We start from the raw sequence: 14,012 nt of genomic DNA on the forward strand, positions 1-14,012 counted from the left end.
TTCTAAGCCTTGAGGCAGGAGATAAATTGGATCCCTTCAAAAGGGTATCTCCACCAAATAGGGAGCTTTTTGCCCAAGGTGCCGGCAATATAATCAATGGCCTGATTGGGGGCTTACCGGTAACCGCAGTTATTGTCCGGACCTCTGCTAATATTACTTCGGGTGCCAGAACCAAAACATCCTCTGTATTCCATGGGATTTTGTTACTTGCAAGTGTTCTTCTGATACCGGGACTCTTAAACCTCATTCCATTAGCTTGTTTAGCCGCAATCCTGCTTTTGATTGGATATAAATTGGCCAAGTTCTCACTTTTCAAATCACAGGCAAGATTGGGGATGGATCAGTTTTTACCATTCGTTACCACAATCCTGGGTATTGTGATATTTGATCTTCTGATCGGTATTGGTATAGGGATGGGTGTTGCCATTGTTTATATCCTAATGAGGAATTTTCAAAACTCTCATTTCTTTGAGGAAAAACCTGATAAAAACCCCAACACCATCCATATTGTGCTTTCTGAAGAAGTTAGTTTTCTGAACAAAGGCGCTTTAATTAAAGCTTTGGATGACATTGCTCCAGGAAAGCACGTGATCATAGATGGATCTAACTCAAAAGTAATCGACTACGATGTACTTGAGGTAATTGCTAATTTTAAAATTGCCGCCAAGGAAAAAGATATAGAAGTAGATACTATTAAAATCAAATCCGTTACTTCCGGCAAATTACACTAATGGAAGAAATATTTCTGCCATCATACACCTCGCACTTCCCCCACCTAATTTTTCGATGGTAGCAATATGTGGGACGACAATATCTGTATAACGTTGAATGGTCTGTACCTGAACCTGACCGAGAGATTGGTAGGCAGCATCGGACATTACCGTCAATTTGCCGCCTTCTGAATTTTTTATTTCAAGCATATTTCCCGCAAACTGGAACTTCTGCTTGGCAGTAATCGGTATCATCTTTTTGCCTGTTTTCTCCAGATATTCCTGAACCTTGAGTTTTTCCGAAGCAAGCGTAATGCTGTCAAGACAGACCACCGCTATTTCTGATCCAATATGCATCATGACATTGGTATGATAGACAGGCGAAATTACCTCATTGACAACCTGTGTGGCATCGAATTCAATAATTTCAAATTCCATTATCCTGCCAAAATAGGCCAATGGCACAGGATGTGTCCTTTGCGAACGGCAGGCATAAGCTACTTTACAAACCCTATCCAAAATCAAGCTTCCGGTCCCTTCCAAATATTGGTCGTCATTTTCAAAAAAAGTCAGGTCAACGATATCACTGATTTTAAAACCCTTTTTCATCAATATTTCGAAAATATCCGTTCTTCTTTCCTGTCTTCGGTTGGAGGAAAACATGGGATATAAGATCACTTTTCCATCCTCATGCGTGCTGAACCAGTTGTTTGGGAAAATAGCATCTGATTTTTTTGGTTCATCAGTGTCATCAACTACCAGGACATTCACTCCCTTTTCCTCCAATAAACCAACAAATCCATCAAACTCTTTCCGGGCAAGCTTATTGATCTGCTGCGGATTTCTACTATCTTTTTTTTGATAAAAATTATTGGCAGCAGTTTCCGGGTTGAACCCAAAATTTGCAGGGCGTATCATTAAGATATTTGAGGTAGTTTGAGTTGGCATAGTCATGTAAATGAATACCGAAATTAACTATTTTTTATTATACCGATACAGAACCGGCTTAATTTTAAACCTAATCTCACTCAAAGTAAAATAGCTTTTCCCATTGGGATGAAAGGCAATGGCCTCTCCCTGCGGCTCAGGTTTGTAGGGCAAAATGACTGGATTTCGCTTTAAAGCTTCGGGGACAGATTCACCTTCTTTTCTTTCCCAATAAAAAACCGTGAAATAGTTTTTGATCAGGATCTGTTTTCCATCTCCTGAAATATCACCTGCCACTGACATGGTGAGAGGAAGATCCATTATCTTTTCAAGTTCAAAAGTCTTTTTTGAAAAAGCAGATTGAGGCACACGATAGAGCATATTGACCGAATCTTTTTTGGAAACGATAAAAATATCCTTTGAAATTGGATCTACCATCAAGGTCTCGGCATCCCTGGCCCCGTCAGGATAGGTGAGCTTTAGTACCTCAGGTTCCACTTCCATTTTATCTTCCAATGATTTTGGTTCCGGAAACCTGAATATCCTGATACTCTTGTAAACCGCATTATTGTCACCAATCTCTCCAACATATATGTATTGAAGCTTTGGATCCGGACCGGGTCCCACTGCAATATCTTCCCAGTCTCTGTTCCAGACGCCTTTAAGCCTTATACTTCCTTTGTCCTTTCCCAAAGTATCAATCAAATACACCAAAGGTTCACCCCCACTGTCATTGTGGGTATAAATAATCCCTGAATGGGTTCTGGAAAAAGCAAGACCACTTGCTTCATCTATTTTTTTATTTTTCAAATCCCCGGCTTTTTTGGGAGCAGAAAAAACCGAATCTGCATAAGACGGTATAAAAGAAAGTTCTTTGGCTTCAGGAACTTTCTGAGAAACCAAAAACGGAATGGAAACAAAAATCAGGTAAGCTTTAAACAAATAATGGAACAATGTATTCATAGGTTTTGCAATAGTCAAAATTCAGTCCTCTTTCAATCGCAGGGTGTTAAGGTTTGTTAAATAAAAACAGAAAGGAGAACTGAACGGTAATTACAGATAAATTTCAAATTAGTCTGTGTCAATTCAAGAAAGAGAGAATAATGCAAAGGAAACAGTTCAGTATTAAATTACGGAGAATTTATATGGCTGATTTTTTAGTAAAATCTTTTGTAATAAAATAATTCAGGAACAATGGAATTTGAAAATTCACTAAGAGTAAAATATCCCCCCTGATGGTCAAAACATACCGCCTCTCCCTGTGCTTCGGCGGGATTGTACGGCGCCAATGCAGGAACTCTTTGAATCATGTCAATAAATGACTCATTATCGTTTCTTTTCCAATAAAATATCCTGTCGTAATTTTTGATCAATACTTCATTGCCATCTTTTGACACTGTGCCGGCAGTAGCAATTCTAAACGAAAAGGTACCGGCATGAATGGCTTTCATTTTCTCATTGACATTTTGAGGATATGGCAAAACAAATAACATCGATCTTAAATCTCTTTTGGTAGCCAAATAGATATCCTTTGTTTTAGGATCAACCATCAAAGCTTCGGTATCATGAATTTTGTTAGGATATTGAAATTTGATCTCATCAAATGGAATCTCAAGATCAATAACTTTTCCCCTATGACTTTCTTCAAACGTGGGCTCTTCAAATCTATAAATTGAATAATTACCATATTTTTGATCATTGTCACCCACCTCACCAACATATAAATAATCAATTCCATCTACCGGTCCCGGTGCGGTTTCAATATCCTCCCAATCCCTGTTTTTTGTTCCCTTTATCCTGTAAGCCGCTACAGTTTCACCGGAGTTCACATCCAATAGAAAAATACGGTTATCATTGTTTTTGTCCTGATGAGTCCACAAATACCCTGGATTTTTTCGGCTGTAGGCCAGGCCTGAAGCCTCCCTTATATTAGATTCACCCCTTGATTCAGCCTCTAAAGAAAAAAAATCAATTCTTTCCATGTCGCCAATTGAATAATCTGTGGTAAATGGTTTATGGTTTTCCCAGAAGCCAATGGATTCTTCTGCTTCATTACAGGCTAAAAGAATAATAATAATCGCAGAAAGGTATTTTTTCAGGTTTTTCATACAAGAAGTTTGGGGAGCACTACCACCCAAAAATATTGATTTTTAGATTGGAATCAATTGGACTAAAAAAAACGGCCAACTTACATTGGCCGTTCTTTATTTTAAATTTGAAGTTTCTACTCCGCTTTTTCTTTCTTATTGACGGTGATGGTGAGTTCTTCTCCTTCTCCCGAGTAATCAGCGATGATGACATCTCCATCTGAAAGTTCACCTTTAAGAATTTCCTCTGCAAGCGCATCTTCCAGGTATTTTTGGATGGCTCTGTTCAAAGGTCTTGCACCATATTGCTGGTCATAGCCTTTTTCAGAAAGGAAATCCTTGGCTTTGCCTGTCAATTCGATCTGATAACCAAGGTCAGTTATTCTGCTGAACAGTTTACCTAGACTGATATCGATGATTTTGTGGATATGGGATTTATCAAGGGAATTGAAGACAACCACATCGTCCAACCTGTTCAAGAATTCAGGACTGAAGGCTTTCCTCAATGCACTTTGAATGGTGGATTTCATCACTTCATCCATGCTTTGCTGCTTGGCTTTTGGAGAGAAACCTATACCGGCACCGAAGTCTTTCAGATCTCTCACTCCAATATTTGAAGTCATGATGATGATCGTATTTCTGAAATCCACTCTCCTGCCCAAACCATCTGTCAGAATCCCATCATCCAAGACCTGAAGTAAGATATTGAAAACATCAGGGTGTGCCTTTTCGATTTCATCCAACAATACCACTGAATATGGCTTTCTTCTGACTTTCTCAGTCAACTGACCGCCTTCTTCATAACCGACATATCCCGGAGGCGCTCCCACAAGTCGGGAGACACTGAATTTCTCCATGTATTCAGACATATCGATCCGGATCAATGAATCCTCTTTGTCAAAAAGGTAAGTAGCCAGCATTTTGGCCAACTCCGTTTTTCCTACGCCCGTCGGCCCTAGGAAAATAAAGGAACCGATAGGTTTTCTAGGATCTTTCAACCCTACCCTGGTTCTTTGAATAGCTTTTGTCAACTTTTTAATGGCCTCTTCCTGACCGATTACTTTAGCCTGCAATTCTTCACCCATATTCAAAAGTTTAACACCTTCATTTTGGGCAATTCTTTTTGCAGGTATTCCGGTCATCATAGCGATAACTTCAGCAACATTATCCTCTTCGACAGTGTATCGTTTGGTCTTACTATCTTCTTCCCACTTGTTTTTGGCATTTTCAAGCTGCTCAAGCAATTTCTTCTCCTTGTCCCTCAACTGTGCTGCTTCTTCGTACTTCTGACTTTTGACAACCCTGTTTTTCTCGATTTTGATTTGTTCAACTTCTTCTTCCAACTTGAGGATTTCCTCGGGAACATGAATATTGTTGATATGGACTCTAGCGCCCGCTTCATCCAATATATCTATGGCCTTATCAGGAAGAAATCTATCAGAGATATAGCGGTCGGAAAGTTTGACGCAGGCGTCAATGGCCTGAGGGGTATAAATCACATTGTGGTGATCCTCGTATTTGTCCTTGATGTTATTAAGGATCTGAATGGTCTCTTCCGGCGTGGTAGCGTCTACCATCACCATTTGAAATCTTCGGGCCAAAGCACCGTCTTTTTCTATATATTGACGGTACTCATCGAGGGTAGTTGCTCCAATACATTGGATTTCACCTCTGGCCAAGGCGGGCTTGAACATGTTGGAAGCATCCAATGAACCGCTTGCGCCACCGGCACCTACTATTGTATGCAGCTCATCAATGAATAGAATAACATTTGGAGATTTCTCCAATTCGTTCATTACTGCTTTCATCCTCTCTTCAAACTGCCCCCTGTATTTCGTACCTGCAACCAAAGATGCTAAATCCAAAGTGACAACACGTTTGTTGAAAAGAACACGGGAAACTTTTTTCTGCACAATCCTTAAAGCAAGTCCTTCTGCAATAGCAGTTTTACCTACACCAGGTTCACCAATCAGAATCGGATTGTTTTTCTTTCTTCTGGAAAGAATCTGGGCGACTCTTTCGATTTCTTTTTCCCTACCTATGATCGGATCTAATTTGTCATCTTCTGCCATTTTGGTCAGGTCACGTCCGAAATTATCCAAAACAGGTGTTCTGGATTTTTCACCGGTACTCTTGGAAGCACCCGAGGAACTTCCGGCGGATGAACCAAAAAGCTTCGATCCATCATCATCAGGATCATCTGCCTCGGCTTTGGCCCTTGGTCCTGAATCAGTCTGAAATTCCAACATTTCCTTTACAGAGTCATAATTGGTATCAAACTTATTCAATATCTGGGTTGCAATATTATCCTCATCCCTCAATATGGATAAGAGCAAATGTTCGGTTCCGATCAACTGGCTTTTAAATATTTTGGCTTCCAGATAGGTGATTTTCAACACTTTCTCAGACTGCCTGGTCAATGGAATGTTTGCAAGGTTTTTGACATTGTGGGTAGCAGTACCTTTAACTGCCCGCTCGATAGAATTCCGGAGTTCATCTAATGGCACTCCTAGTTTTTTCAATATGGAAACAGCCACTCCTTCTCCTTCTCTAATCATGCCCAACAAGAGGTGTTCTGTACCAATGTAGTCATGCCCCAGACGCAGCGCTTCTTCTCTGCTCAGGGAGATCACCTCTTTGACTCTGTTTGAAAATTTTGCTTCCATGTATTTCCTTTCTAATTTATTCTTAATTCTGTAATAATGTTACCGAATTTGTTTTAAAAACACAATCTATTTACGGATTGTTCAATCATTTTTTTTTGACAGGTTCAGAACATCTTTTGATTCAGGGCCTTTACAAAACAACAAATCCAGAATGCTAAGGTTTGGCACAAAGTTTACGCCAAACATTTGGTCATAAAGATACGCAGTCATGATGTTTCTAGATGTAAAATCCTCCTTGGTATTGATTATTCCCCTTGTATCATGATATTCATTGGTATCCAGCGTCTCCGAAACCACTTGTATCTTTGTGTCTGACTGCAATAGTTTAAGACAAACTGTCAGTAGTTCAATGTTGAGGTCAAACAAAAACGTCAGGTTTTTAGCATATACTACCTCCAAATAAGGGAAAAAATATTCATAAAAAGGAGCTTTTCCATAAGCACTTTGAATCCCCCTCAAATGAACATTCTTCCATTTTTGTCCATAATCTATTTTAACATCCTTATAAAACTGTTTTTTGCTACTCCTTAGGACAGGAATAGATAGGGTATCAACTTTATTGGCCAAAAGAATCCGGGCCCTGTTTCGATAGGATTGTTTTTGATACCTATCAGTTCCATCAATGCACAGTTCCCCCTGTCCACTGATAAGAGCGAAATACTCTATGGGAGGAAGGTAGAAGAGCTCGGTGAGGATGGGCATTTTTGGAAGGAGGTAGGTTTAAGGATGAAGGATGAAGGGGGTTGAATGTAGATTTTAGATTTTAGATTGAAGATTGGGAAGGATGAAGGAGAAAGGATGAAGGATGAAGGGGGTTGATTGTAGATTTTAGATTGTAGATATAGAATTGAAGGTTGGGAATAGGGGAAAGATGAGGGATAGGAGCGTCATTGCGAGGAGCACTTGAAAAACTTTCATATTTTGAATAGATCTTCGTGCGACGTGGCAATCTCTTAAGGGTAGATTTTAGAATATAATAACAATCGTATTAGGCGGAAGTTTATCTTGCTCTCGCATCTCGGTTCTCGGTTCTCGCATCTTGTTTCTTGAATCTTGCGTCTTGCGTCTCACGTCTCATATCTATCGAAAGAGATCGTCTAGGGGACCGAGGCCTTCTCTGATGATTTCTATTTCATCACCTGTACAATCCAAAATCGTGGAAGCTACATTCTGCCCATATCCCCCATCGATTACAATATCCACCAAATCCATGTATTTTTCATAGATCAATTCCGGATCTGTGCTGTATTCTATCACATCATCCTCATCCTTGATAGAAGTAGTCAATATTGGTGAACCGAGTTCTTGGACCAGTAATCTTGGAATAGAATGGTCAGGTACACGGATACCTATCGTTTTTTTATTGCTGTTGAGTATTTTGGGCACATTGTTATTGGCTTCCAATATAAAAGTATAAGGGCCTGGCAACGCTTTTTTCATCACTTTAAAAACAGGCGTACTCAATGCCCTCGTATATTCAGAGATATTACTCAGGTCATAACATATAAATGAAAAATTATGTTTTTTAGGTTTGATTCCTTTGATCAGACAAATCCGTTCTACCGCACGTTGGTTATGAATATCGCAACCCATACCATATATCGTATCTGTGGGATAAATGATTACACCACCATCCCGAAGCACATCCACAATTTTTTGGATTTTTCGGGGATCAGGATTTTCCGGATATAATTTGATGAGTTCGGCGGACATCTGGAAGGATGATTTTAGATTGTAGATTTTAGTCCCGATAGCTATCGGGAAGAAGGTAGATTTGGGTTTGATTTAACCGAAAAGGGCGGGATTTTAGATTGAAGTCCCGCTAGCTTTTTGCCTTTATTTTTAGGGAATACCATTGGAGGAAATTTTGGACAATCGATATATCTGCTGCTGCCCAGTCCAATTCGGCAAGGTTTTCAATTTCCTTCCAACAAAAGGTTTTGTGTTCTTTTAGAATAATGTTACCCCTTTTAAAGCAACAAAGAAAGGGAATAAGTTCAATTTTCTTAGTTGGAGCATATTGATGAATATTGCTTTCAAATGATTCCATGACCTCAATTTCGATATTCAGCTCTTCCCTGATTTCCCTTTTAAGACATTCGGTGGCGGATTCGTTTTCTTCGATTTTGCCACCCGGCAACTCCCACTTGAGCGGCAAATCCATATCCTCACTCCTTTGGGCGCACATGACTTTGCCTGAATCCAATATAATCGCACAAGTAACTTTGATTAGTTTTACCATTGATTTTGATCTTTGCTAGCCCCGTGAACAAAATTCTCTATTTTTGCCGTTATTCTATAGTTGCATTTCAAAAATATGTTTGACGACAAAAAAACAAAATATTATCTCGTATTCATAATTACCTTTTCGGTGCTGTTGAGTACACTTTCTTTTTATTTCTATCAGGCATTTTACAGTCCCAACGCCCTGACTGATAAAGAGGAACCCCATTTACTGATGATTCCAAGCAATGCCACATTTCAAATGGTGGTGGACAGTCTTCATGGCACAGGTGTTATCAATGACCTGATTTCTTTCAGCTTTGTATCAAAAGTCCTGAATTACCAAGAGTCGGTAAAACCGGGCCTTTACACCATCCCCCCAAAAACAAACAACCTCAACCTGGTAAAATTGCTCAGGTCCGGAAATCAGACCCCTGTCAGGATAACTTTCAATAACATCAGGACCAAAGAGGATCTTGCTGAAAAAATCACCGGAAACCTGGAAATCAGCCAAGAGTCATTTTTGAATCTTCTCACCGATTCTGTCAATATCAGAAAATTTGGTTTTGAAGAAGAGACCATCATGGCCATGTTTATCCCAAATACTTATGAGGTTTGGTGGAATACAAGTCCTGAAAATCTTTTTGACAGGATGTACAAAGAATATGAAGGATTTTGGAATGAGGGGAGAAAAGAAAAAGCCCGGCAAATCGGACTGGATCCTTTGCAGGTTTCCACTTTGGCTTCCATCGTTCAGGCAGAAACTGTAAAAGCTGATGAAAGGTCAAAAGTTGCCGGGGTTTATATGAACCGTCTCCGGATCAACATGCCCTTGCAGGCAGACCCGACACTTGTGTTTGCTTCAGGAGATTTTGGACTGAAGAGGGTTCTTAATATCCATAAACAAATCGACAGCCCTTATAATACCTATAAATATTTAGGTCTTCCTCCCGGTCCGATCAATTTACCGGAGATTTCTGCACTTGATGCGGTACTGAACCATGAAGACCATCAATACCTTTATTTTTGTGCTAAAGACGATTTTTCCGGTTACCATGCTTTTGCTACCAACCTCGCCCAGCACATGAAAAACGCCAGAGTTTACCAAGCCGCCCTGAACAAAGCTAAAATATATTGACATGTTCCAAGCAAATACCAGTATTAGGGTCAGATATGCCGAAACAGATCAAATGGGCTATGTTTATTATGGTAATTATGCCATGTATTTTGAAGTGGCCAGGGTTGAAGCGCTAAGGTCAGCTGGCTTCTCATATAAACAGATGGAAGATGATGGGGTTATAATGCCTGTTTTGGAACTGCACACTCAGTTCATCAAACCAGGAATATATGATGAATTGTTGACCATCAAAACCACAATCCCTGAACTTCCCGGAATCCGTATCCGATTTGAATATGAGGTACTTAATGAAGCGAATGAAATCATCACTAAAGGTTGGACTACCTTGACTTTTTTGAAAAAAGATAACCATAGACCCTGCAGACCTCCCCAATATTTACTAGATTTATTAAAACCTTATTATCAATAAAATTTTTCAGTGAAGAAAAGACTGCGTTTATTCTCCATTAGATTTACCCGTAAGGCAAAGCTTCTTAGGAAATTCCATTTTGGAAACCCCGATCAGAATCTTTACGATGTGGGGAAGATTTTTATGGAACAAATGCGGAAAGACGAAATTACGGAAAGGGCCGGTGCCATGGCCTTTAGTTTTACTGTAGCCATGTTTCCTCTGATTCTTTTTTTGCTGAACATGATACCCTATATAGGCATCTTTTTCACCAATGTGACTACACATAATATCCTGTTGTTTATCAAAGAAATTATTCCGGAATCTATTTATTCGGAGGCAGAACCCACCATTATGGATATTGTCAGCAGGCCGCGGCAAAGTTTGCTTTCCATCGGTTTTTTCCTGGCCCTCTTTCTTTCCACCAATGGGGTGGTGTCGATGATGAATGCCTTCAATGCTGTCTATAGAACCAAGGAAAACAGGGATTTCTGGAAAACCCGGGTAATTGCTGTAAGTATAGTATTTGTCCTGATCCTGGCACTTTGCGGTGCAGTGGTCATCATGATTTTAGGAAGCAGTATCCTGTACCGGATTTCAGAATATGAAATTGTGTCGAGCAGTCTCTACTATTACATGTTGACCATATTTAGGTTTTTGGTTCTTTTGATTGTATTCTTGGTTGCCACAGCCTATATCTTCAGATTTGCACCTGCAGTTCATGATAAATGGAAGTTTTTTTCAACAGGATCCATTACCGCCGGGATACTGATTACTTTAGGCTTTTATCTCTTTTCATTCTATTTGAAATATTTCGCAACTTATAACAAACTTTATGGCTCAATTGGTGCCATGATTGCAGTCATGTTATGGCTGTTTATCACATCATTGATTATATTGGTGAGTTTTGAGATCAATGTGAGCTTGGATAAAGCCGCTGAACGGAGGTATGTCTCAAAAAAAATCTCTGTTGATGTTTCATGATTTTTATCATGTAAAAACCAAAAGTTAATCAATTAAGCAACTGGTAAGTCTGACTAGTTTTGCATCAAATAATAAATCTTTAATTCTATGGAAACCAACAAAAGTATTTTTATAGCTACCGCCGAACCATTCAGCGGTAAGTCAATAGTAGCATTGGGGCTCGTAGATATGTTGCTGGCAAAAGCACTTAAAACCGGCTATTTCAAACCCATCATCAATGAAAGACCGGAGGTCAAAAGAGATGCGCATATCGACACACTGATCCAACATTTCAAATTACCCATAGAATACGGAAAGTCTTACGCCTATACCCGGGACGAAGCCAACCTATTGGCAGAATCAGGGTTTCAGGGAGAGATCATTGATACTATCATCAGTAAGTATAAAAGTCTTGAAGAAGAGTTTGATTTTACCATCATTGAGGGGAGTGATTTTTTGGGAGAGGGCATAGCCTTTGAATTTGATGCCAATGTTACCATTGCCAAAAACCTCGGAACGCCGGTTATCATTGTTCTATCCGGTGATAATAAAAGTATTGCGCAGATCAGTAACTCCGCCATCATTACCATCAAAAACTTTCTGCAAAGAAAGGTGAAAGTGCTTGCAGTTGTGATAAACAAAGTGGATGAATCAGAAATTGATGAAATCAAACAGGTAATTGGTCCGCAGTTACACAAGGACATTATCCTTTCGGTCATACCCAAAATTATTGATCTGAAAAGTCCTTCCATGAAAGAAGTGAAAGAGCATTTGAATGCCGAGGTGATGTTTGGACGAGATTATCTGTCCAACCGTGCCGACCATTTTATTTTTGGGGCCATGCATATCTCCAATTTCCTTAAACATATCAAACCCAACGTGCTGATAGTGACACCCGGTGACAGAGCAGATATTGTGGTAGCTTCCCTTCAGGCAAATCTTTCAAAAAACTATCCGAAAATTGCCGGGCTAGTCCTGACCGGTGGATTTGATATTTCTAAATCTGTTCTCAAGCTAATAGATGGTTCCGACACCATAGTTCCCATCTTAAAAGTGGCAGATCAATCCTTTTTCGCTGCAACAAAAGTCGCAGGCATACATTCAAAAATTTCTCCGGACAATACCGAGAAAATCTTGATGGCTATCAATACTTTCAGGAAATATATTGATATGCAGGCTTTGGAAAAGGAAATTGCTTCTTTCAAATCCGTAGGGATTACACCTAGGATGTTCCAATATCAATTGGTCAGTTGGGCAAAAAGCAAGAAGAAACATATCGTATTGCCCGAAGGAAAAGATGAAAGAATACTGAAAGCTGCTGATAGACTTGTCAGACAGGGAATTGTCAACATCACCTTATTGGGAGATATCAAAGAAATTTCCGGCAAAATCAGCAAGCTAGGTCTTTGCCTGAACGATGAAAATTGTCAGATAATCAATCCGCAGGAATCATTTTACTATGATGATTATGTCAACACTCTTTTTGAACTGAGGAAAGGAAAAAATATGCCGTTGGAGGTTGCAAGAGACTTAATGACTGATGTAGCCTATTTCGGTACCATGATGGTTTTCAAAGGATACGCCGATGGAATGGTTTCGGGTGCTATCCATACGACTGCCCATACCATCAGGCCTGCTCTGCAATTTGTAAAAACCAAGCCGGGCATATCTTTGGTGTCCTCCATATTCTTTATGTGCCTGCCTGATCGGGTAATGGTATTTGGAGATTGCGCCATCAATATCAACCCGACCGCTGAAGAACTGGCCGAAATAGCCATTTCTTCGGCAGACACAAGTGTTAAATTCGGTATTGAACCGAGAGTGGCCATGTTGTCCTATTCTTCCGGCGAATCCGGTTCAGGAGAGGATGTGGATAAAGTCCGAAAAGCTACCGAAATAGTAAAACAGAAAAGACCGGATATCAAAGTGGAAGGTCCTATACAATATGATGCAGCAGTGGACCCAATTATCGGAAAACAAAAAATGCCAAATTCAGAAGTGGCGGGCAATGCCTCAGTCCTTATATTCCCTGATCTGAACACAGGAAACAATACCTACAAAGCTGTCCAAAGGGAAACAGGAGCAATGGCTATTGGCCCCATGCTCCAAGGAATGAACAAACCCGTCAACGATCTCAGCCGCGGCTGCACCGTAGATGACATCTTCAATACCGTGGTGATTACAGCTATTCAGGCTCAGGAGTGAAGGGGAAGGATGAAGGATGAAGGATGAAGGATGAAGGATGAAGGGTAGATTTTAGATTTTAGATTTAAGAAATGATAGCTATCGTTTAGATGAAATAAATCTTAACTCTCGTTTCTTGGTTCTTGTCTCTTGATTCTCGGCTCTCGCTTCTCGCATCTCGGCTCTCACTTCTAACGTCTAAGAAAAAAAAATGAAAATTCTCGTATTAAATTCCGGAAGTAGTTCGCTTAAGTATCAATTGTTTGAGATGCCCAATGAATCTCCGCTGTGCAGTGGCTTGGTGGACAGGATTGGTTTGGATAATGCATTGCTGACACATAAAGTAATGCGGGACGGAAAAGAAGAAGTGTTTAAAATACAGGGTGAAATCAAAGACCATGAAGAAGGTCTTCTCAAAATCACCGACCTTTTGATTGACCCCGAAAAAGGAGTGGTATCCAGTATGGATGAAGTGAAAGCCATTGGTCACCGTGTAGTTCATGGTGGGGAGCAATTTGCATCCACTACATTGATCACACAGGAAGTCAAAGACAAAATCAAGGAATTGTTTGCACTTGCCCCATTGCATAATCCGCCGAACTATCTAGGAATTACAGTGGCAGAAAGGGTATTCCCAAAAGCAAAACAAATTGCTGTTTTTGATACGGCCTTCCATCAAAGCATGCCGCCCCGCGCCTATCGGTATGCAATTCCAAAAGAACTTTA

At 40.0% G+C, this 14,012-nt stretch carries 12 protein-coding genes and 1 pseudogene; 6 read left to right on the top strand and 7 right to left on the bottom strand.

Going from position 1 to position 14,012, the window contains the following annotated elements; genetic code table 11:
* On the top strand, window positions 1–731 hold a 731-nt coding region (locus tag ACEW8O_RS01770), incomplete at its 5' end, for a SulP family inorganic anion transporter (RefSeq protein WP_373492907.1).
* Here the strand turns inward: ACEW8O_RS01770 and ctlX are convergent.
* The 7 genes from ctlX to ACEW8O_RS01805 form a co-directional block, all read right to left on the bottom strand.
* Window positions 723–1,658 (bottom strand): citrulline utilization hydrolase CtlX, encoded by a 936-nt coding sequence (ctlX, locus tag ACEW8O_RS01775; RefSeq protein WP_373492908.1) that lies wholly within the window; start codon window positions 1,656–1,658, stop codon window positions 723–725. The genes ACEW8O_RS01770 and ctlX overlap by 9 nt on opposite strands.
* 27 nt (window positions 1,659–1,685) lie before the next feature.
* Entirely contained in the window at window positions 1,686–2,600 is a 915-nt protein-coding gene (locus tag ACEW8O_RS01780; RefSeq protein WP_373492909.1) for a hypothetical protein, read from the bottom strand.
* 194 nt (window positions 2,601–2,794) lie between these two features.
* Window positions 2,795–3,745: a hypothetical protein gene (locus tag ACEW8O_RS01785; protein WP_373492910.1), complete on the bottom strand. Its 951-nt coding sequence runs from the start codon at window positions 3,743–3,745 to the stop codon at window positions 2,795–2,797.
* 116 nt (window positions 3,746–3,861) lie between these two features.
* Window positions 3,862–6,390: an ATP-dependent Clp protease ATP-binding subunit gene (locus tag ACEW8O_RS01790; RefSeq protein WP_373492911.1), complete on the bottom strand. Its 2,529-nt coding sequence runs from the start codon at window positions 6,388–6,390 to the stop codon at window positions 3,862–3,864.
* An 81-nt stretch (window positions 6,391–6,471) separates the two neighbouring features.
* The gene (locus ACEW8O_RS01795) at window positions 6,472–7,092 is read right to left on the bottom strand and encodes a WbqC family protein (protein WP_373492912.1); all 621 of its coding nucleotides are present in this window, start codon (window positions 7,090–7,092) and stop codon (window positions 6,472–6,474) included.
* A gap of 378 nt (window positions 7,093–7,470) precedes the next feature.
* A complete protein-coding gene (locus tag ACEW8O_RS01800; RefSeq protein ID WP_373492913.1) occupies window positions 7,471–8,103 on the bottom strand; it encodes an L-threonylcarbamoyladenylate synthase in 633 nt (210 codons plus the stop codon).
* Window positions 8,104–8,212: 109 nt separating this feature from the next.
* Window positions 8,213–8,632: a (deoxy)nucleoside triphosphate pyrophosphohydrolase gene (locus ACEW8O_RS01805; protein WP_373492914.1), complete on the bottom strand. Its 420-nt coding sequence runs from the start codon at window positions 8,630–8,632 to the stop codon at window positions 8,213–8,215.
* Between the two features lie 75 nt (window positions 8,633–8,707).
* Here ACEW8O_RS01805 and mltG point away from each other — a divergent pair, with 75 nt between their 5' ends.
* The 5 genes and pseudogenes from mltG to ACEW8O_RS01830 all read left to right on the top strand — a co-directional run.
* Window positions 8,708–9,751 carry an endolytic transglycosylase MltG gene (mltG, locus tag ACEW8O_RS01810; protein WP_373492915.1) on the top strand — a complete coding sequence of 348 codons (1,044 nt, stop codon included), beginning with the start codon at window positions 8,708–8,710 and terminating at the stop codon, window positions 9,749–9,751.
* Between the two features lies 1 nt (window position 9,752).
* Window positions 9,753–10,160 (top strand): acyl-CoA thioesterase, encoded by a 408-nt coding sequence (locus ACEW8O_RS01815; protein ID WP_373492916.1) that lies wholly within the window; start codon window positions 9,753–9,755, stop codon window positions 10,158–10,160.
* A 9-nt stretch (window positions 10,161–10,169) separates the two neighbouring features.
* Window positions 10,170–11,123, top strand: coding sequence for a YihY/virulence factor BrkB family protein (locus ACEW8O_RS01820; RefSeq protein WP_373492917.1), 954 nt, complete (start codon window positions 10,170–10,172; stop codon window positions 11,121–11,123).
* Between the two features lie 87 nt (window positions 11,124–11,210).
* On the top strand, window positions 11,211–13,307 hold the full coding sequence (gene pta, locus ACEW8O_RS01825; RefSeq protein WP_373492918.1) for a phosphate acetyltransferase: 2,097 nt from the start codon (window positions 11,211–11,213) through the stop codon (window positions 13,305–13,307).
* A 190-nt stretch (window positions 13,308–13,497) separates the two neighbouring features.
* Window positions 13,498–14,012: pseudogene (locus ACEW8O_RS01830) on the top strand (acetate kinase); the annotation flags it as partial.

The organism is Aquiflexum sp. (genome assembly GCF_041749095.1).
Lineage (GTDB): Bacteria > Bacteroidota > Bacteroidia > Cytophagales > Cyclobacteriaceae > Aquiflexum.